General features: G+C 69.4%; 20 protein-coding genes. 13 read left to right on the top strand and 7 right to left on the bottom strand.

Features of this window, described 5'->3' with window-relative positions:
* Positions 1-47 precede the first annotated feature (47 nt).
* From BM199_RS04715 to BM199_RS04695, 5 genes are all read left to right on the top strand, one after another.
* Entirely contained in the window at positions 48-599 is a 552-nt protein-coding gene (locus BM199_RS04715) for a (2Fe-2S)-binding protein (RefSeq protein ID WP_091670119.1), read from the top strand.
* Positions 599-3067, top strand: coding sequence for a xanthine dehydrogenase family protein molybdopterin-binding subunit (locus BM199_RS04710; RefSeq protein WP_091670116.1), 2469 nt, complete (start codon positions 599-601; stop codon positions 3065-3067). The genes BM199_RS04715 and BM199_RS04710 overlap by 1 nt, the downstream gene beginning before the upstream one ends.
* Positions 3064-3918, top strand: coding sequence for an FAD binding domain-containing protein (locus BM199_RS04705; protein ID WP_091670113.1), 855 nt, complete (start codon positions 3064-3066; stop codon positions 3916-3918). Before BM199_RS04710 ends, BM199_RS04705 begins: the two co-directional genes overlap by 4 nt.
* An 84-nt stretch (positions 3919-4002) precedes the next feature.
* The gene (locus BM199_RS04700; protein WP_091670110.1) at positions 4003-4710 is read left to right on the top strand and encodes an SRPBCC family protein; all 708 of its coding nucleotides are present in this window, start codon (positions 4003-4005) and stop codon (positions 4708-4710) included.
* Between the two features lie 32 nt (positions 4711-4742).
* Positions 4743-5846 carry an NAD(P)-binding domain-containing protein gene (locus tag BM199_RS04695; RefSeq protein WP_245788160.1) on the top strand — a complete coding sequence of 368 codons (1104 nt, stop codon included), beginning with the start codon at positions 4743-4745 and terminating at the stop codon, positions 5844-5846.
* Between the two features lie 174 nt (positions 5847-6020).
* On the opposite strand, the gene BM199_RS04690 is transcribed toward BM199_RS04695, so the two are convergent.
* The 5 genes from BM199_RS04690 to BM199_RS04670 form a co-directional block, all read right to left on the bottom strand.
* Positions 6021-7376 carry a nucleobase:cation symporter-2 family protein gene (locus BM199_RS04690; protein WP_091670105.1) on the bottom strand — a complete coding sequence of 452 codons (1356 nt, stop codon included), beginning with the start codon at positions 7374-7376 and terminating at the stop codon, positions 6021-6023.
* A 34-nt stretch (positions 7377-7410) separates the two neighbouring features.
* Positions 7411-8313 carry a factor-independent urate hydroxylase gene (gene pucL / locus BM199_RS04685; RefSeq protein ID WP_091670102.1) on the bottom strand — a complete coding sequence of 301 codons (903 nt, stop codon included), beginning with the start codon at positions 8311-8313 and terminating at the stop codon, positions 7411-7413.
* 6 nt (positions 8314-8319) lie between these two features.
* Positions 8320-8646 (bottom strand): hydroxyisourate hydrolase, encoded by a 327-nt coding sequence (gene uraH / locus BM199_RS04680; protein ID WP_091670099.1) that lies wholly within the window; start codon positions 8644-8646, stop codon positions 8320-8322.
* Positions 8643-9143 (bottom strand): 2-oxo-4-hydroxy-4-carboxy-5-ureidoimidazoline decarboxylase, encoded by a 501-nt coding sequence (gene uraD / locus BM199_RS04675; RefSeq protein ID WP_091670096.1) that lies wholly within the window; start codon positions 9141-9143, stop codon positions 8643-8645. Before uraD ends, uraH begins: the two co-directional genes overlap by 4 nt.
* Before the next feature lie 133 nt (positions 9144-9276).
* Entirely contained in the window at positions 9277-9747 is a 471-nt protein-coding gene (locus BM199_RS04670; RefSeq protein ID WP_177242471.1) for a helix-turn-helix domain-containing protein, read from the bottom strand.
* A 124-nt stretch (positions 9748-9871) separates the two neighbouring features.
* Here BM199_RS04670 and BM199_RS04665 point away from each other — a divergent pair, with 124 nt between their 5' ends.
* From BM199_RS04665 to BM199_RS04640, 6 genes are all read left to right on the top strand, one after another.
* Positions 9872-10699 carry a hydroxypyruvate isomerase family protein gene (locus BM199_RS04665; RefSeq protein WP_091670091.1) on the top strand — a complete coding sequence of 276 codons (828 nt, stop codon included), beginning with the start codon at positions 9872-9874 and terminating at the stop codon, positions 10697-10699.
* The gene (locus tag BM199_RS04660; protein ID WP_091670088.1) at positions 10696-11586 is read left to right on the top strand and encodes a 2-hydroxy-3-oxopropionate reductase; all 891 of its coding nucleotides are present in this window, start codon (positions 10696-10698) and stop codon (positions 11584-11586) included. Before BM199_RS04665 ends, BM199_RS04660 begins: the two co-directional genes overlap by 4 nt.
* A gap of 6 nt (positions 11587-11592) precedes the next feature.
* Positions 11593-13317, top strand: coding sequence for a glyoxylate carboligase (gcl, locus tag BM199_RS04655; RefSeq protein ID WP_091670085.1), 1725 nt, complete (start codon positions 11593-11595; stop codon positions 13315-13317).
* Entirely contained in the window at positions 13314-14651 is a 1338-nt protein-coding gene (gene allB, locus BM199_RS04650) for an allantoinase AllB (RefSeq protein WP_091670082.1), read from the top strand. Before gcl ends, allB begins: the two co-directional genes overlap by 4 nt.
* A gap of 2 nt (positions 14652-14653) precedes the next feature.
* Positions 14654-15679: an allantoicase gene (gene alc, locus BM199_RS04645; protein WP_091670079.1), complete on the top strand. Its 1026-nt coding sequence runs from the start codon at positions 14654-14656 to the stop codon at positions 15677-15679.
* Between the two features lie 82 nt (positions 15680-15761).
* A complete protein-coding gene (locus BM199_RS04640; RefSeq protein ID WP_091670077.1) occupies positions 15762-16637 on the top strand; it encodes an aldo/keto reductase in 876 nt (291 codons plus the stop codon).
* Between the two features lie 9 nt (positions 16638-16646).
* On the opposite strand, the gene BM199_RS04635 is transcribed toward BM199_RS04640, so the two are convergent.
* Positions 16647-17318 carry a (2Fe-2S)-binding protein gene (locus BM199_RS04635; RefSeq protein WP_091670850.1) on the bottom strand — a complete coding sequence of 224 codons (672 nt, stop codon included), beginning with the start codon at positions 17316-17318 and terminating at the stop codon, positions 16647-16649.
* Between the two features lie 35 nt (positions 17319-17353).
* Positions 17354-18232 carry a methyltransferase domain-containing protein gene (locus BM199_RS04630; RefSeq protein ID WP_091670074.1) on the bottom strand — a complete coding sequence of 293 codons (879 nt, stop codon included), beginning with the start codon at positions 18230-18232 and terminating at the stop codon, positions 17354-17356.
* 315 nt (positions 18233-18547) lie between these two features.
* On the opposite strand from BM199_RS04630, the gene BM199_RS04625 reads away from it, so the two are divergent.
* Together BM199_RS04625 and BM199_RS04620 are read left to right on the top strand one after the other, a co-directional pair.
* On the top strand, positions 18548-19837 hold the full coding sequence (locus tag BM199_RS04625) for an ammonium transporter (RefSeq protein WP_091670071.1): 1290 nt from the start codon (positions 18548-18550) through the stop codon (positions 19835-19837).
* Complete coding sequence (locus BM199_RS04620) at positions 19834-20172, top strand: P-II family nitrogen regulator (protein ID WP_091670069.1); 339 nt, start codon at positions 19834-19836, stop codon at positions 20170-20172. Before BM199_RS04625 ends, BM199_RS04620 begins: the two co-directional genes overlap by 4 nt.
* Positions 20173-20177: the final 5 nt, after the last annotated feature.

Below are 20177 nucleotides of genomic sequence, written 5' to 3'. Positions count from 1 at the left end.
CGATCACAGGGAGCCCGTGTACTGCCAGCCCCACCACTGGAGACGCCATGCGCATCACCGTCACCGTCGACGGCACCAGGTACACCGATGACATCGAGCCCCGTTTGTTGCTGGTCCACTACTTACGCGAGCAGTTGGGCAAGGTCGGCACAGTGGTCGGCTGTGACACCAGCAACTGCGGCGCGTGCACCGTCCACCTCGACGGCCACAGCGTGAAGTCCTGCTCCGTGCTCGCGGTGCAGGCCGACGGCTGCGAGGTCAACACGATCGAGGGACTGTCCCGGGACGGCGAACTGCACCCGGTGCAGCAGGCGTTCCACGACAACCACGCCCTGCAGTGCGGCTTCTGCACGCCCGGCATGATCATGCAGTCCCTCGACCTGCTCGCCGACAACCCGACTCCCGACGAGAAGGCCGTTCGCGAAGGCCTGGAGGGCAACCTCTGCCGTTGCACCGGGTACCAGAACATCGTCCGCGCCGTTCAGGACGCGGCCCACCACATGCGTCCCGGCGCAGGGCCCGACGTGGAGCGGGTCGCCGACGAACGGGCCGACATCGCCGGGCGTACGGCCAGCAGTGTCGGCGGGGGTGGTGAGTGATGACCGCCACGATCGAGCCCGAGGTCGGCAAGGCGAGGCTGCGCAAGGAGGACGCCCGGCTGATCACCGGCCGCACCCGTTGGACCGACAACATCTCCTTGCCCGGCATGCTGCACCTCGCGGTGCTGCGCAGCCCGATGGCACACGCCAGGATTCTCTCGATCGACACCTCCGCGGCCAAGGAGCTGCCCGGTGTGATCGCCGTACTCACCGGCGCCGACCTCGACCCCGGCGGTGAGATCGGGATGCCGTGCGCGTGGCCGATCACCGAGGACATGCTGCATCCTCGCCGCCCGATACTGGCCACGGACCAGGTCAACTTCGCCGGCGAGGGCATCGCGGTGGTGGTGGCTCGCAGCGACTACGAGGCGCACGACGCGCTCGAGGCGATCGACGTCGACTACGAAGACCTGCCGGTCGTGCTCGGGCTGGAGAACGCACTCGCCGAGGGCGCCCCGCTGGTCCACGAGGAACTCGGCACGAACCGCAACGCCCTCTGGGTGTTCGACTCCGCCGAGGCGGGCTCCGGTGGTGACGTCGAGGAGGCCATTCGCACGGCGGAGTCCGACGCCGAGGCGATCGTGCTTACCCGGCGCTTCCGCCAGCAGCGGCTGGTGCCCGCGTTCATGGAGCCACGTTCGTGCGTTGTCGACCCGACCGGGCCACAGCTCACGATGTGGTCGGCCACCCAGGTGCCGCACATCCTGAAGACGATGTCGGCGCTGACGCTCGGCATTCCCGAGCACAAGCTGCGCGTCATCGCGCCCGACGTGGGCGGTGGCTTCGGTGGCAAGATCGCCGTCCTGCCAGAGGAGACCATGGCGCTGCTGGTGGCGCAGAAACTCGGCAGACCGGTCAAGTGGACCGAGTCGCGGTCGGAGACCATGCTCGCCGCGCACCACGGCCGCGACCAGATCCAGGACCTGACCATCACCGCCAAGCGCGACGGGACGGTCACCGGGCTCAAGGTGGACCTGATGGCCGACATGGGCGCCTACCTCGGGCTCGTCGGGCCCGGAGTGCCGATCCTCGGCGCGTTCATGTTCAACGCGATCTACAAGATCCCGGCGTACCGGTTCGCGTGCACCAACGTCTTCACCAACACCACCCTGACCGACGCCTATCGCGGTGCCGGGCGTCCGGAGGCGACGTTCGCCATCGAGCGGATGATGGACGAACTCGCGGCCGAACTGGGCATGGACCCGATGGAGGTCCGCGAGAAGAACTGGATCAAGCACGAGGAGTTCCCGTACACGACGGTCTCGACGCTGACCTACGACTCGGGCAACTACGAGGCCGCCACGGCGAGGGCCAAGGAGCTGTTCGACTACGACGGCCTGCGGGCCGAGCAGCGCAGGCGGCGGGAGGCCGGTGATCCGGTGCAGCTCGGCATCGGGATCTCGACGTTCACCGAGATGTGCGGACTGGCACCGTCCCGGGTGCTCGGCTCGCTGTCCTACGGTGCGGGCGGCTGGGAGCACGCGGCGATCCGGATGCTGCCCACCGGCAAGGTCGAGGTGATCACCGGGGCCTCGGCGCACGGGCAGGGACACGAGACGGCGTGGAGCCAGATCGTCGCCGACCAGCTCGGCGTCGGCTTCGACGACATCGAGGTGCTGCACGGCGACACCCAGTCCTCGCACAAGGGCCTGGACACCTACGGCTCCCGGTCGCTGGCCGTCGGCGGGATCGCGGTGGTCAAGGCCGCGGAGAAGGTCGTCGCCAAGGCCAAGCCGATCGCCGCGCACATGATGGAGTGCTCGGAGGACGACCTGGAGTTCGCGAACGGCAAGTTCACGGTGAAGGGCACGGACAAGTCCACCGGCATCCAGGACATCGCGCTGGCGGTGTTCGCCGCGCACGACCTGCCCGACGGAGTCGAGCCCTCGCTGGACTCCGATGCCACCTACGACCCGGAGAACTTCTCCTTCCCGCACGGCACTCACCTGTGCGCCACCGAGGTGGACACCGAAACGGGGCGGGTGTCGATCCGCTCCTACGTCTGTGTGGACGACGTGGGGTCCGTGGTGAACCCCGTCATCGTGGAGGGGCAGATCCACGGCGGCCTGGCGCAGGGCATCGCCCAGGCACTGTTCGAGGAGGCCGTGCACGACGAGGGCGGGACGCTCACCACGGGCACGTTCGCCGACTACCTGTTGCCCTCAGCGGCAGATCTGCCCTCGTTCGTCACCGACCGCACCGAGACGCCGTCCACGACGAACCCGTTGGGCGTCAAGGGAGTCGGGGAGGCAGGCACCATCGCCTCCACACCGGCCGTGGTCAACGCCGTCGTCGACGCGGTGCGTCACTTCGGTGTGAACGACATCGAGATGCCCTGCTCGCCGATGCGCGTCTGGTCGGCGATCCACACCGGGTCGGCCGAGGCGGGCGGTGTCGGCGCCGAAGCCGGTGGCGGCCTTGGCTCGATGGACGCGTCCGGCTCAGGAACCACGGGAGGTGCGCAGTGATTCCCGCTGCCTTCGACTACGTTGCTCCGACCACTGTGGACGACGCTGTCCGCGCACTGGCCGACGCGGGGGAGGACGCCAAGGTGCTGGCAGGTGGACAGAGCCTGCTGCCGGTGCTGCGGATGCGGCTCGCCACGCCGACCAAGCTGATCGACCTCGGCCGGATCCCCGAGTTGCGCGGCGTCCGCGAGGACGGCGACATGCTGGTGATCGGGGCGATGACCACGCACTACGACGTGCAGCGGGATCCGCTGGTGGCCGAGCACGCGGCACTGCTGCGCAAGGCCACCGACACCGTGGCCGACCCGCAGGTGCGCCATCGGGGCACCTTCGGCGGCTCGATCGCCCACGCCGACCCCGCCGGTGACCTGCTGGCGCCCGCGCTCGCGCTGGACGCCGAGATGGTGATGACCGGAATGGACGGCAGGCGAACGGTGCCCGCGGAGGAGTTCTTCGCCGACTTCTTCACCACGTCCATACGGCAGGGCGAGATCCTGCTCGAGGTCAGGGTGCCGAAGTACACCGGCTGGCACGCGCACTACGAGAAGTTCAACAGAGTGGCGCAGGCCTGGTCGATGGTGGGGGTCGCCGCGGCGATCCGCACCGACGGCGACACCATCGCGGAGGCAAGGGTGGGCCTGACGAACATGTCGTCGGTGCCGGTCCGTGCCACGGCCGTCGAACAGGCGCTCGTCGGCAGGCCCGCGACGGCGGAGTCGATCAACGCGGCCGCCCAGCAGGCGGCCGAGGGGACCAGTCCGGCCACCGACGGCAACGCCGACGCCGCGTACCGCCAGCACCTGGCGCGCGTACTGACCGGACGTGCCCTCACCTCCGCGGTGAGCGCATAGCAAAAGCTCACCATGGCCACTGCGGGGAGCGTTCCCGCAGTGGCCATGGTGACTTCTTCCATTTCGACGAAGGGAGACCGGCCCGTGCGGCTCGACCACGAGTTCTCCGTACCCGCGCCCATCGAGGACGTCTGGAAGGCCGTCGTCGACCCCGAACGGGTGGCGCCGTGCATGCCGGGCGCCACGCTCTCCGGGGTGGACGGTGACACGTTCCGCGGGACGGTCAAGGTCAAGCTGGGCCCGATCTCGTTGACCTACAAGGGGGCCGGTGAGTTTCTGGAGAAGGACGAACAGGCCCGCAGGGTCGTCATCAAGGCCGCGGGCAAGGACGCGCGCGGCGCGGGTACCGCCTCGGCCACGGTGACGGTCACGCTCACCGCCGCGGGGGACACCACGACGGGCGCTGTCGCCACCGATCTCACTGTCACCGGCAAGCCCGCCCAGTTCGGCCGCGGAATGATCTCCGAGGTCGGCGGGAAGATCCTGGATTCCTTCGCGTCCTGCCTTGCCGAGAAACTCGGTTCCACACCGGAACCGGTCCGCGCGACCGAGCCTGCGTCGATGGCCGAACCGGTGCGGGAGGAGGCGTCCGCGGAGAAGCCGGGCCCCGCCATCGCGCCGCGTACCGAGAGCGCCCGCGATACGGAGGCGATCGACCTGTTCGAGTACGCGGGCGGTTCGGTGGCCAAACGCCTCGGCCCGATGGTCGCCGGTGCGGCGGCGGTGCTGGTCCTCGTCGCTGTCGTGCGGGCGTTACGCCGACGCAGAACCGGTGGCCCGGATGTGACCTGAGTCCCTGATCGGGCGGGAAATACCCGGCCCCGATGGCTGTTGTACCCGGTATGCGTAGCGGGCAGGCGGACCATCGGACGGACGTGGTGGTGATCGGCGCCGGACAGGCCGGGCTCTCGGCCGCGTACTTCCTGCGCCGCGCCGGACTGGCGAACGGCAGCGGCTTCGTCGTGCTCGACCACGCGAAAAACGCGGGCGGAGCCTGGCAGTACCGCTGGCCCTCGCTGCGACTGGACCGGGTGCACGGGCTGCACGAGCTACCGGGAATGGCGCTGGGCTCGCCGGACGGTTCCCGGCCTGCTTCCGACGTCGTTTCCGAGTACTTCGACCGCTACGAACGCACCTTCGACCTGCCCGTGTTGCGGCCGGTGGACGTGCGCTCCGTCCGCGAGGGCGAGGGTGCCGAGGCCGGCAGGCTGGTGGTCGAGAGTGCCACCGAGAGCTGGGCCGCTCGCGCGATCATCAATGCCACCGGCTCCTGGGACCGGCCGTTCTGGCCGTACTACCCCGGTCAGGAGACCTTCGCAGGCCGTCAGTTGCACACCGCCGACTACACCGGTCCCGGCGGTTTCGCGGGACAGCGGGTCGTGGTCGTCGGCGGGGGAACGTCGGCCGTGCAACTGCTCATCGAGATCGCCGAGCAGGGCGCCCCCGCTGGCACGACGTGGGTGACCCGCAGGCCGCCCGTCTTCCACGAGGGGCCGTTCACCCACGAGGACGGCAGGGCCGCGGTCGCGCGCGTCGAGCGGGCGGTGCGTGCGGGCAGGCCGCCGGAGAGCGTGGTCAGCGTGACCGGCCTGCCGTTGACCGAGGACATCGTCAGGGCTCGCGACTCCGGGCTGCTCGACCGCAAGCCCATGTTCGAGCGCATCGCCCCGCACGGTGTGGTTTGGGCGGACGGCACCGAACAGCACGCGGACGTGATCCTCTGGGCCACCGGGTTCCGAGCCGCCGTGGACCACCTCGCGCCGCTGCGCCTGCGCGAGAACGGCGGCGGAATCCGGCTCGACGGCACCAGAGCCGTCGCCGACCCACGGGTGCACCTGGTGGGCTACGGCCCCTCGGCGAGCACGATCGGCGCCAACCGAGCAGGTCGCGTAGCCGTCCGCGAACTCAAGCGCCTGCTGCACCTCTGAGCCGTCCCCGACAGAGGTTGAGGCGTCTGCAAGTACTACCAAGCAAGATCAAACAGGCAGTTTCTGCCGCCCACGCCGCCCAGCTTGGTAGCGGTTAGCGACGCTGTCGATCTTGCTTGGTGGTACTTGCAGACGCACCAAGCCGGGGACGGCACCCAGGGCAGCACGGCCGCGCTAGTCCTGGCTGAGCTCTGGGGTCACCGGGGCCGGTTGGGGGCGGCGGGCGCGTTCGCCGAAGATCAGGTTGAGGACCACAGCGGCGATACAGCCCGCGCTGATCCCGGAATCCATCACGGTCTGCACCGCTGAGGGGAAGCTTTCGTAGAACGTCGGGGACGCGATCGGGATGATGCCGATGCCCAGCGCGGCCGCGACGATCGTGGTGTTGGCAGGTCGCTCGAACGACGCCCTGGCCAGGGTGCGCACGCCGCTGACCGCCACGCTGCCGAACAGCACCAGGCCCGCGCCGCCGAGCACCGGCTGCGGGACCAGCGCGACGATTCCGCCGGTCACCGGGAACATGCCCAGCAGCACCATGATCGCGCCGCTGGCGGCCACGACGTACCTGCTCACCATTCGGGTCAGCGCCACCAGTCCCACGTTCTGCGCGAAGGCGGTGCAGGCGAACCCGCCGAACATCGTGCTGACGGCGGTGGCGAACCCGTCGGCCCGCAGCCCGTTCGCCAGCGTCGTCTCCGACGTCGGCTTCTCCACGATCTCACCCAGCGCGAGCATGTCCGCGGTGCTCTCCGCCATCACCACGAGCATCACGATCGCCATCGAGACGATCGCGGCGATGTCGAACGCGGGCACGCCGAAGTGGAACGGAGTGACGATGCCGAACGCGGGTGCGCCGTCCAGCGTCGAGGTGTCCACCGCGCCGAGCGGCCACGCGACGAGCGTGCCGATCACCAGTCCCAGAAGTAGCGCGATCCGGCTCCAGAATCCGGAGAGGAACCGGTTGAACGCCAGCACCGCGGCCATGGTGACCCCGGCGAGCAGCAGCCCGGTCGGGGCGACCGTGTCCTCCTGGTCGGAGATCCAGCGCACCGCCACCGGCAGCAGCGAGACCCCGATCAGGGTGATCACCGTGCCGGTGACCAGTGGCGGGAAGAACCGGGTGAGCCGGGAGAAGAACGGCGCCGCGAGCACCACCAGCGCGCCGCCGACCAGCGTGGCGCCGTAGACGACGCCGAGCGAGTCCTGCGGGCCGTGCTGGCTGACGATCGCGAGCACCGGCGCCACGGTCGCGAACGTGACACCGTTGACCAGCGGCAGCCGCGCGCCGAACCGCCACACCCCCAGTGTCTGCAGGAGGGTCGCCAGTCCCGCGGTGAACAGGCTGGCGCTGATCAGCAGGCTCAGCTGCCCTGGATCGAGGCCGACGGCCGCGCCGATGATCAGCGGTGGCGCGACCACTCCGGCGTACATGGCGGCCACGTGCTGGAGGCCGCCCGCGATCAGTTGTGGCAGGGGTGGGCGCTGGTCGACGGGATGGACTTCGGTGGTCGTGGTGGGGATGGAAGGCATGCGGGCTCCACAGCTGCTACGGCCACGTCCGGAACTAGAACGCGGCGAGGGTGTGCCAGGCCAGTCCCGGGTCCTCCGCGGCGGGGTCGCCGTTCTCGCGCTGCACGGTTCCCTCGATCAGGCCATAGGGACGGTCGGCGGCGTAGAAGACCTCGTTGTCGTTCTCCAGCCCGAACGGGCTGAGATCGACCAGGAAGTGGTGCTTGTTCGGCAGGGAGAGCCGGATCTCGGCGATCTCCTCGCGCGCGAGGAGCACTGCCTCGCCCATCGCGTACAGGGTCTGCTGCAGCGAGAGGCTGTGCTTGGTGGCGAAGGTCTCCAGCAGGATCCGGCGCACGTCGGTGCAGCAGGCGGCCCAGTCGTGCTCGCCGGAGCGGTAGCGCCAGCGCGCGGTCAGCGCGGTGGCCAGGATGCGGTCGTTCGTCTCGGCCAGCGTGGTGTACCGGTCGCGCGGGAATCCGTGGAACTCCGAGCCGGTCGACTTGAGCAGCACCAGTCCGGTGACGCCGGAGACGACCCAGGTCCGCTCTCCCGCGACGGTGACCGCCGTCGTCCTGCGCTCGTCGCCGGACCGGGAGAAGGAGTGGTCGTGCGGGGTGCCGTCGACGGCGATGCGGTCCCAGCCGTGCTCGTCGACGAGAATTCTCGCCTGCTCGATGTGGCTGAACTCGTCGACGAAGTGCCTGCCGAGTCGCAGGGCGAAGTCCTCGATCTCGCCGACCGGCTGCTCCTTGGCGAACGCGAAGACGGTGTTCTTCTGCGTGTCCGTCGCGACGACGTCGGCGTTGTCCCCGGTCAGGTGGGTGCGTTCGAGCCTGCCACGCAGAGCGGTAGAGACGGTGACGTCCTTGACGTGGTGGACGGGGCCGGCGCGGTTCACCGTGACCAGGCGGACCTCCGCCTTGCCGTACTGGTTGGGGCCCAGGGTGATGGCCACGGATGATCAGCTCCCTCGGTAGGTGGAGTAGGCGAACGGGCTGAGCAGAAGCGGCACGTGGTGGTGCGCGGCGCCGTCGGCGATGCGGAAGCAGATCGTCGCCTCCGGGAAGAAGGCCTCGGGGCCGAGGTAGTTCGCCGTGTCGAAGACCAGTCGGTACACGCCTGGAGCCAGCGAGTCGGGGCCGAGGTCTCTCACCCGCCCGTCGTCGTCGGTGTGCCCGGTCGCCACGGTTCGCCAGCCGCCCTCGCCCCCGGCGTCCAGCGCGACCGGCACGCCCTGTGCGGGCCTGCCGTTCGCGGTGTCCAGCACGTGGGTGGTCACCAGGCTCATGCGGCTACCGCCTTCCTGAGTCGCAGCTCGGCGATCTTCGTCAGTTCCTCGCCCGCCACCGCGAGCTCGGTGTCCGGGTCGTTGTCCAGCCGCTCCCGCAGGTCCGCGAGCAGTCCGTCACCACTGCGCCCGCCCGCACAGACGAGGTAGATGTAGCCGAACCTGCGCTCGTACTCGAAGTTGGCCTCCCGGAACGCCTCCGCCGCCGCGCTGTCCACACCGGACTGCTCACTGCGGGACCACGCCGAGCCGCTGCGTTCCCCGATGCGGGGGTGGGAGTCCAGGGCGCCCTGTACCTCCGCGGTCCTCAGCGGCGCGACCGAGCGGGCGGTCGCGAGCAGGGAGTCCAGGTCCGGATACGGCCTGCCGGCCAGCACCGTGTCCACCCAGCGCGGAACGGCGAGGCAGGCGGTGAGCAACGGCCGGACACGTGTCTCACCCGCGCCGTTGAACTCGGCGAGCGTGACCGTGGCTTCCGCGTCCTGGGTTGGCGACATGCGAGTTCTCGATCCTGTGTGAGCGGAGAGTCTTCTGCATTGCGGAAAAGAAATTCTGATCTGGAGACGGTACGGCCGCTTGTGCCGAGCGTCAACAGTTTGTTGAATCTGCGGTGACGGTGCAGGTGACGGGCTAGGAGGTGTCGCGGTTGAGGTAGTTGTAGACGGTGAATCTGGTGACGCCCAGCGCTTCGGCCACGGCGGCCACCGACTTGCGAAGTTGGAACGCTCCCCGTTCCTCCAGCAGTCGTACGGCCCGCTGCTTGCCCGGCCGGTCGAGTTCCGCCAGTGGGCTCCCGAGCTCCTGCTCCACCTGCTGAACGAGTTGGCCGAGTACGTCGACCGGCGTGCCGACGGGGGCTGTGTCCGTGGCGGAACCGAGGCGAAGGGTGAACCGGGTGGCTCCCGCGTCCAGTGCGGCGCGGGCGATCGCGGGCAGGGCGTCGAGCACGGCCTCCCGCTCGCCTCGCGCCGCGGTCCCCAACGGTCCGAAGTCGACGGAGAGTCCGGCGGTCAACGCGGCGTCTCTGGCCAGCGTCGCGTGCTCGGGTGGGCTGCCCTCGCCGCGAAACGGCTCGGTGGTGAACTCCGCTTCCAGTTCCACGGGCGAACCGTACCCCCCTTGGACGATTCGGCGCCCGACCCGTTGACGTCGGCCAGAATCCATCGCTACTGTCGTTATGTGAAATAGAACTTCCACTATGCGAAATCGCACGGCGAGGTGTCTCATGAGTGATGGCAGCGGGGCGCAACACTCCCTGCGTTACGACGTCAATCTGTCGATCCTGTTCAGCGAACTGCCGGTACCGCGGCGACCTGCGGCGGCGCGGGAGGCCGGATTCGACGCGGTCGAGTTCTGGTGGCCGTTCGCCGAACCGGTGCCGGGCGATCGCGAGGTGGACGAGTTCGTCCACGCGGTGCGGGACGCGGGCGTGGACCTGGTCGGGCTGAACTTCTACGCGGGCGACATGAAGGCGGGTGACCGGGGCCTGGTGTCCTGGGTGGGGCGCGAGCGCGAGTTCGCCGACAACGTCGACGTGGCGGTCGGTATCGCGGACCAACTCGGCTGCCGCAGCTTCAATGCGCTGTACGGCAACCGGATCGACGGCGTCGACCCCGCGGAACAGGACAAGCTCGCATTGTCCAATCTGGAACACGCTGCCGGTGCCGCATCGGCCATCGGCGCCCGGCTCGTGCTGGAGCCGCTCTCCGGGGCGCCCGCCTACCCGCTCACCACGGCCGCGCAGGCGTTCGGTGTCATCGACGAGCTCGGCAGGGACGACGTTCTGCTGCTCGCCGATCTCTACCACCTCGCGGTCAACACCGACGACATCGACGCGGTGATCGCGGAACACACAGCGCGGATCGGACACGTGCAGATCGCCGACGCACCAGGACGTGGGGCGCCGGGAACCGGATCACTGGACATCGAAGGCCACCTGGCGCGACTGCAGGCCGCCGGCTATGCGGGCCACGTGGGAATCGAGTACGCACCGGGCGGCGACAGTCTCGACTCGCTCGACTGGCTGCCGCGAGAACGAAGGGGAACACGATGACGACACTGGGATTCATCGGACTGGGCATCATGGGCGGGCCGATGTCGGGCCACCTCGCCGCGGCGGGGCACACCGTTCGCGGCTACGACGTGCATCCCGAGGCGATCGCGAAGCTCACGGCGGCGGGTGGCATCGCCGCCACCGGTATCGCCGATGCCGCTGCTGATGCCGACGTGGTGATCACGATGCTGCCCAACCACCCTCAGGTCGAGGACGTCGTGCTCGGGCCGGACGGAGTGCTGGCCGCCGCCCGCCCCGGCACGCTGCTGGTCGACATGAGCACCATCCGGCCCGAGACCTCCGTCGAGGTCGCGAGTGCCGCGGCGGAGAAGGGGATCCGGGTGCTCGACGCGCCGGTCTCCGGCGGACAGGCGGGAGCCGAGCAGGCCGCGCTGTCGATCATGGTGGGCGGAGAGGAGGCCGACTTCGCCGCGGCACGGCCGCTGCTGGAGGCGGTGGGCCGCACGATCGTCCACGTCGGACCGCACGGGGCAGGGCAGGTCGTCAAGGCGGCCAACCAGCTCGTGGTCGGTGGCATCTACGGCCTCGTCGCCGAGGCCATCGTGCTGATGGAGGCGTCCGGTGTGGACGCCAAGACCGGGCTCGACGTACTCGCCGGTGGGCTTGCCGCCAACCGGATCCTCGAACTCAAACGAGAGTCGATGGTGGCGCGGGAGTTCCGGCCAGGGTTCCGGATCGATCTGCACCACAAGGACATGGGCATCGCGCTCGCCGCGGCCCGTCAGGCGGACGTGTCGCTGCCACTCACCGGTCTGGTCGCCCAGCTCGTCGCCGCGGGACGCAGCATGGGATACGGCGACCTGGACCACTCCGCGCTGCTCAAGGTGACCGAAGGATTGTCCGGCCGAGCCCAATCTCAGGAGTGAGGGACAATGCCCAGAATTCCCGTCATGCAAGCTGTCGTCGAGGTCCTCGCCAGTGAAGGGGTGGACACCGTCTTCGGCTGCCCCGGCGCCGCGATTCTCCCGCTCTACCAAGCACTGCAGGGCAGCGGGATCGAGCACCTCGTGGTCCGGCACGAGGAGGGCGCGACCCACATGGCCGACGGGTGGTCGCGCACCACCGGCAACGTCGGCGTCGCGATCGGCACCTCGGGCCCGGCTGGCACGAACATGATCACCGGGCTGTACACGGCACAGGCCGACTCGATCCCGATCCTGTGTATCACCGGACAGGCGGTGTCGAGCAAGCTGCATCAGGAGGCCTTCCAGGCCGTGGACATCGTCGAGATCGCCAAGCCGGTGACGAAGTGGGCCGTGCAGATCAAGGAGGCGGCACAGGCTCCGTGGATCTTCCGCGAGGCGTTCCGGCTGGCCCGTTCCGGCAGGCCGGGACCCGTGCTCATCGACCTGCCGCTCGACGTGCAGAAGCAGGAGATCGAGTGGGACTCCACAGTGGACGCGCCGCTGCCGGTCCCGGTCGTGACGCCCGCACCGGCCAGGGTCGAGCGGGCACTCGACATGCTGCTGGCCGCCCGGCGCCCGCTCATCCTCGCCGGTGGCGGCGTGGTGCTCGGTGAGGCCAGCGAGCAGCTGCGCACGGTCGCCGAACGTCTCGGTGTGCCGGTCGGGGTGACGCTGATGGGCAAGGGCAGTTTTCCGGAGGACCACGAACTCTTCGCCGGGATGGCCGGTGTGCAGACCTCGCAACGCTGGGCGAACGCGGCGTTCCTCGACTCCGATCTCGTGCTGGCGCTGGGGGCGCGGTTCGGGGACCGGCACACGGGAGCGCTGGACGTCTACCGGGGCGAGCGCAAGTTCATCCACGTCGACATCGAGCCCACCCAGTTGGGCCGGGTGTTCGGGCCCGACCTCGGCATCGTCTCGGACACGCGGGAGTTCCTCGCTGCCCTGCTCACCGAGGTGGAGCGCCGCGCGGAGCGTCGCGAGCCCGGTGAGTGGGTGCGCCACCTCGGCGAGCTCAAACGCGCGTTGCCGCGCAGGGAGGACTTCGACACCACGCCGATCAAGGCGCCGCGGGTGTTCGCCGAGATCAACAAGACCTACGGCCCGGACACCTACTTCGTGACCGCGATCGGGCTCTATCAGATCTGGTCCGGGCAGTTCCAGCGTGCGCACAAGCCCCGCCACTACCAGGTGTGCGGGCAGGCAGGCCCGCTCGGCTGGGAGATCCCCGCCGCGATCGGGGTGAAGCGGGCTCGCCCGGACGCCGAGGTGGTCGGCGTGGTCGGTGACTACTCCTTCCAGTTCCTGGTGGAAGAACTGGCGGTGGCCGCGCAGTACGACATCCCGTTCGTGCTGATCATGCTGAACAACACCTACCTCGGGCTGATCCGGCAGGCGGAGACCGGGTACGGGATGAACTTCCAGGTGGACATCCACTACGACGAGAACGGAACGGACAACCTCAAGATCATGGAGGCCTACGGCTGTTCGGGCACCAGGGTGGAGGAGGCCGCAGGCATCGCGCCCGCCCTGGAGTGGGCCCGTAAGGAGGCCGAGCGGACCAGCCGTCCGGTGCTGGTCGAGGTCATGATCGAGCGTACGGGCAATGCCGCGATGGGCACGGCACTGGACAACGTGGTCGAATTCGAGGCGATCGAGCCGGAGGCCGACGTGATTGAGTTGGTGCCATGACAGAACTCGACCTGCTTGTCCGAGCGCGGCGCGTACTCACCCCACAGGGCGAGCGCCCCGCGAGCGTGGGGGTGGTCGGCGGCCGCATCGCCGAGGTCGGGCCGTACGACGCGGACCGGTCGGCGGCGGCGGTCGTCGAACTCGACCCGGAACTCGCGCTGCTGCCGGGACTGGTGGACACCCACGTCCACGTGAACGATCCCGGCCGCAGCGAGTGGGAGGGGTTCGAGACGGCGACGCGCGCCGCCGCGGCCGGTGGTGTCACGACCATTGTCGACATGCCGCTGAACAGCCTGCCGCCGACGGTGGACGTCGAGGCGCTGCGGGTGAAGCGCGCGGCGGCTGAGGGCCGGGTGCACGTGGACGTCGGGTTCTGGGGCGGTGCGGTGCCCGGCAACGGCGCCGACCTGGCCGGGCTGCACGCCGAGGGCGTGTTCGGGTTCAAGTGCTTCCTGCTGCACTCGGGCGTCGACGAGTTCCCGCCACTGGCAGGCGACGAACTCGCGGCTGCGATGCGCACCGTGCACGACCTGGACTCGATGATGATCGTGCACGCCGAGGACGCGGACACCATCGAGCACGCCCCCCGGTCGCATGGCCGCGGTTACGACGGCTTCCTGCGTTCACGGCCGCAGGTCGCGGAGACGCTCGCCATCCAGCAGGTGATCGCCCTGGCCGAGACGACAGGGGCGCGGACGCACGTGCTGCACCTCTCCTCCGCCGATGCGATCGGCGTTCTCGCGCGGGCCAGGGCCGACGGCCTCCGGCTCACCGTCGAGACGTGCCCGCACTACCTGAGCTTCCTCGCGGAGGAGGTCCCCGACGGGGCGACGGCGTTCAAGTGCTGCCCGCCCATCCGCGAGGCGGAGAATCGCGAGCGACTGTGGCGCGGACTGGCCGACGGGGTGATCGACTGTGTGGTCACCGACCACTCCCCCTGCACCCCGGAACTCAAGCGCCTCGACAGCGGCGACTTCGGCGCCGCCTGGGGCGGGATCGCGGGACTGCAGGTCGGCCTGCCCGCCGTGTGGACCCAGGCGCGGCGGCGTGGTTTCGAACTCGGGGACGTGGTGCGGTGGATGGCGCAGCGCACCGCGGACCTGGTCGGCCTGCGGCACAAGGGCCGGATCGAGGAGGGTTGTGACGCCGACCTGGTGGCGTTCGCGCCTGACGATGCGTTCGTGGTCGACGCGCGCGCACTGGCGCACCGCAACCCGGTGAGCGCGTACCACGGAAGGCCGCTGGCCGGAGTGGTGCGGCGGACATGGTTGCGTGGCCAGGAGATCACCGGAAACGACCCGAACGGGCGGTTGCTCCGCCGCGGAGAGAGGTAACGATGAACAATCGTCCTGAATGGACAAACGAACCGGATCTGGCTTCGCGGAGGTACGGCGGAACCGTCATGTGGGCAACCGACGAGCTGTTCGCGGAGAAGGAGAACCTGGTCAATCCCTGGACACCGCGGCATCAGCCGGAGACGTTCGGGTCGAAGGGGCAGCTCTACGACGGCTGGGAGACGCGCAGGCACAGGGAGCCCGGTGACGACCGCGCGCTCGTGCGGCTCGGGATCCCGGGTGTGCCGTCCGGCGTGGTGGTGGACACCGCGTACTTCAAGGGCAACTATCCGCCCGAGGTCTCCGTGGAGGCGTGCGCGGTCGACGGGTACCCGGGTCCGGAAGAACTGTCCGAACAGGACTGGACGGTCCTGGTGGACAGGGCCGCGGTTCGTGGCGACGCGGAGAACTTCTTCGCGGTGGACAGCGGTCGCCGCTTCACGCACGTCCGACTGACGATGCACCCGGACGGAGGTGTCGCCCGGCTGCGGGTACACGGGCGGGCCGTGCCCGATCCAACGCTGCTCGATCCGGCCGCGCTCGACCTCGCGGCACTGGAGAACGGGGGTCGGATCGTCGGCTGCAGCAACATGTTCTACTCGTCGCCCGACAACATGCTCGCGCCGGGACTCGCCGCGCACCAGGCCGAGGGCTGGGAGACGGCACGCAGGCGCGACGACGGCAACGACTGGGCGATCCTCCGCCTCGCCGGAGAGGGAGTCGTGCGGTTCGCCGACGTGGACACCGGCAACCTGCGCGGCAACGCTCCAGGGCGGTTCTCGCTGAGCGGCGCGGTCGCATCCGACGAAACGGATGTTCCGGACTCCTGGTTCGAACTGCTGCCCCGGACCCGGCTCCAGCCGGACACCCGGCACCGGTTCGCCGTGCCACCCGAGCAGGAGGCCACTCACGTGCGACTAGACATCTTCCCGGACGGGGGAGTGGCGAGACTGCGGCTGCACGGCGGGCTGTCCGAGCGCGGGCTACGCGGACTGCGGGCCCGATTCGGAGCCACCTCCTCGCGCTGACCTGCGATGGAACAGCATTTGTTCCCCACGAGTTGAACTACGTAGGAAGCATCGACAGCAACGCCGAGAACGAGGAGACAACGTGGCAGACGCGCAGGCGACCCAGACGGCCAGGCAACCCGGCGGCGAGTTCCGGCTCGGCGGGGACCTTCCGGTCCATCGCCTCGGATACGGCGCCATGCAGATCACCGGCAAGGGCATCTGGGGCGAGCCGTCCGATCGCGACGGCGCGATCGCGGTGCTGCGGCGGGCGGTGGAGCTCGGGGTGAACTTCATCGACACGGCCGACTCGTACGGGCCGTTCGTCAGCGAGGAGCTGATCCGGGAGGCGCTGCACCCGTACCCGGAGAACCTGGTGATCGCGACGAAGGGCGGTCTGCTGCGGACCGGCCCGGACGAGTGGGTCCCGCTCGGCAAGCCGGCCTACCTGCGCCAGCAGGTCGAGACGAGCCTGCGGCGGCTCGGCGTGGAGCGGATCGACCTGTACCAGCTGCACCGGGTGGACCGTGACTACCCGCTCGCCGACCAGGTGGGCGAGCTGAAGTCGCTGCAGGACGAGGGCAAGATCCGCCACATCGGACTGTCCGAGGTGGACGCCGGGCAGATCGAGGAAGCCGGGAAGACCGCCGAGATCGTGAGCGTGCAGAACTTGTTCAACCTCGCCACCCGGCATCACGAGGCCGTGCTGGACTACGCGACGGAGCACAACATCGGCTTCATCCCGTGGTTCCCGATCGCCACGGGCGAGCTGGCCAAGCCGGGCAGCGTGCTGGAGCAGGCGGCGAAGGAGCACGGGCGCTCACCGGCGCAGCTCGCGCTCGCGTGGCTGCTGCGTCGTTCACCGGTGATGCTGCCGATTCCCGGCACGTCCAAGGTGGCCCACCTCGAGGACAACATGGCCGCCGCCGACATCGAACTCACCGACGAGGAGTTCGAGCAGCTCTCCGCCCTCGCCTGAGCTCCGCGTTCAACCCAGCAGCGAGCGGAGCCGGGCCTCGCGGACCGCGGGGGTCTGGCGGGGACAACTGGTGCACTTCTCGCCCCCGGTGGCCTCGTAGATCAGGCAGCAGGAGGCCCTGCGCACGATCGGGGTCCGGCCCACCTTGGCGAACCGAGGTTCCGGCAGCCGCGGATCGATGGCCGCGAGCAGGGGCATGGCCAATGCCATGGCGCTGGCCACGTCCCCGCTCGCGGTGCCGGACCACAGCAATCGGTTGCAGATCGAGTCACCGGCGATCGCCCACAACGAGCGCTCACTCGCGCCGGTGACGGCGGCGATCGCCCGCACCGCCGCGCCGAGGGCCGAGCCGAACGCCGCGCCCAGTTCGCCGACGTCGCCGCCCAGCACCCGGTTCGACCGTGCGCCGGGCAGCCTGCCGTCCGGGAGCACGTCCACCGTTACGGCGGACAGCGAGGGGTCCAATGCGGTCCCGGCCAGCACCAGGGACTCCACGGAAGGGGCCACCAGCACCGACGACGCGGAGTACCACCGGATCGTGCCCAGCACTCGGCTGGTCGAGTTGCCGTACATCCGCGCCGCTCGGTCGAGGTCCTCGCGCAGCCAGCCCGGATCGGTGAACGCGGTGGCCGGAAGCCGGTGCACGCCGGTACCCGTCGTGCTGCCGGCGTGGTGGGGCATCCGGGTGGAGAGCAGGCGGTAGACGTCGTCCGGGGTCATCGCGTCACGGCTTCCGCGCGGGGCCGGTAGGTGGACACGACGAACGACGCCGTCGTGGTCACCGGTTCGGTCAGTGCGGCAAGTCGTTCGCCGAGTCCGTCCCGGTGCAGGTGATGCGCGTTCGGGCCCATCAGCACAGCCTGCCGCGCCTGTTCGGGCTCCAGCACCAGCCGCGTCCCCCGTTCTATCCGATCCGCCAGTTCGAAGTGCCCGCCGAGCGTGCTGTCCAGCCGCTGTTCCTTGTCCTGGTCGACGTCGAGCAGGCCGAGTGCCGTGGCCAGCTCCGCCAGGTGACCCGGCCCAGGGGACGCGACGAGCAGCGTTCCGCCCGGTCGCAGCACGCGGTGGAACTCCGCCGCGTTGCGCGGGGCGAACACGTTGAGCACCAGATCAGCGGCCCCGGACGCGACCGGCCAGTCCTGCCACAGGTTCCACACCACAGCCCCGATACGCGGATGTGCCCGTGCGGCCCGCTTGAGGGCCGCCGCCGAGACGTCCAGCGCGAGCCCCGTGGCGTCCGGAACGGCGTCCAGCACTTCGGCCAGGTAGTGGCCGGTGCCGGCCCCGGCGTCGAGCACCAGACCCGGCGCGAGCCCCGCGGCGGTGGCGGTCAGTGACTGCGACAGCGGCGCGTAGTGCCCCGATCCGAGGAACGCGACCCTGGCCGCCACCATCTCCGGGGTGTCCGCCGTGCCCGCGTCGACTCCGGCACGGCGCAGGTTGACGTACCCCTGCTTCGCGAGATCGAACGAGTGCCCTCGGGGGCAGCGCAGTGCGAGACCGTCCTGGCCGAGTTCGTCGGCGCAGACGGAGCAGCGCAATGCCGCGACGGTAGCGGAGGGTAAGCCTCGGCCGCCCGAGCCGGTGGTGGTCATGAGTGTCACGCACAACTCGGTCGACGGGTGTGGCACTGAGCATGCGAAGGGCTGCTCGTGGCGACCGAGTGCAGGTGACAGGCGCACAGTGGCCGCACCCGCGCGGTGTGCGTGACGCTCAGTTGCATAGGACGCATGCTTCCTATTCGACCATGAGGTTTCGCGAACGGACGAAACGGTACGGGGACCACGAAACGCAGCCGTAACATCGGTCACCATTTGGTTCACGGAGCCGAAACGCCATGCGTCATCCCGTGCAACAACGCTTTTCCATGATTCCTCCCAAATGCGACCGTGCGAGTTCTAGGAGGAAGCGTGGAGGGAAATACGGCCTGGTTGCTGACCAGTGCCGCTCTGGTGCTGCTGATGACACCGGGGTTGGCGTTCTTCTACGGAGGTATGGTTCGCTCGAAGAGCGTGCTGAACATGCTCATGATGTGCTTCGGCGCGATTGGGCTCGTCGGTGTGCTCTGGGTGATCTACGGGTACTCGATGGCGTACGGGAGCAATGTCGGTGGCCTGTTCGGCAACCCGTTCGAGTACCTCGGGCTGAGCGGTCTCATGACGTCCGAGGGTGACCCGACCGCGGGCACTGTGGACGTCGCGTTCCAGGCGATGTTCGCCATCATCACGGTCGCCCTGATCGCCGGTGCCGTCGCGGACCGGATGAAATTCAGCGCCTGGCTGGTTTTCGCCGGCCTGTGGGCCACGATCTCCTACTTCCCGGTGGCGCACTGGGTGTGGGGTGACGGGGGCTGGATCGGCGAGATGGGCGCACTCGACTTCGCCGGTGGAACCGCCGTCCACATCAACGCCGGTGCTGCCGCGCTCGGCCTCGTGCTGGTCCTCGGCAAGCGCGTCGGCTGGCCGAAGGAGCCGATGAAGCCGCACAATCTTCCGTTCGTGATGCTCGGCGCCGGTCTGCTGTGGTTCGGCTGGTTCGGGTTCAACGCGGGATCCGCCTACGCCGCGGACGGCATCGCCGGTGTCGCGTTCATCAACACCCTGACCGCCACCTGTGCCGCGATGCTCGGCTGGTTGCTCGCCGAGCGGATCCGGGACGGTCACGCCACGAGCCTGGGTGCGGCCTCCGGTGTCGTCGCCGGTCTCGTGGCGATCACCCCGGCGTGCGCGTTCGTCGACACGTGGGGCGCCCTCGCGATCGGCGCGGTCGCGGGCATCCTCTGCGCACTGGCCGTGGGCCTGAAGTACCGCCTCGGTTACGACGACTCCCTCGACGTGGTCGGTGTCCACCTGGTCGGTGGTCTTGTCGGCACCATCATGATCGGATTCGTTGCCACTGTCAGTGTCAACCCCGACGGTGCGGACGGTCTCTTCTACGGTGGCAGCGCCGGACTGCTCGGCACGCAGGTGGTGAGCGCACTCGCCGTGATGGCCTTCTCCCTGGTGGTCGCGGTGGTCCTCGGGCTGCTCATCAAGTTCACCATGGGTATCCGGGTGTCCCCTGACGAAGAGGTGACCGGCATCGACGAGGCCGAGCACGCGGAGACCGCGTACGAGTTCGGTGGCAGCCGCGGTCGTGGCGTCACGGCGGGCACCGGCGTGGCCGGTGCGTCGAAGAAGCTGGAGGAGAGCAAGCCATGAAGCTGATCACCGCGATCGTCAAACCGTTCACCCTCGACGACATCCGCTCCGCCCTCGAACAGCTCGGGGTGCTCGGCATGACGGTGAGCGAGGTACAGGGATACGGCAGGCAGAAGGGGCATACCGAGGTCTACCGCGGCGCCGAGTACGCCGTCGACTTCGTGGCCAAGCTGCGGGTCGAGGTCGTCACCGACGACGCCGGTGTGGAGAAGGTGATCGACGCGATCGTCAACGCCGCGCACACCGGCAAGATCGGCGACGGCAAGGTGTGGGTGACCAATGTGGACACCGTGATCAGGGTTCGCACCGGCGAACGCGGCACGGATGCCCTGTAGGGCGC

The sequence above is a fragment of the Amycolatopsis marina genome, from assembly GCF_900111885.1.
Lineage (GTDB): Bacteria > Actinomycetota > Actinomycetes > Mycobacteriales > Pseudonocardiaceae > Amycolatopsis > Amycolatopsis marina.
The sequence above is the reverse complement of the archived record's forward strand: the minus strand, read 5'-3'. Positions and strand labels throughout refer to the sequence as shown.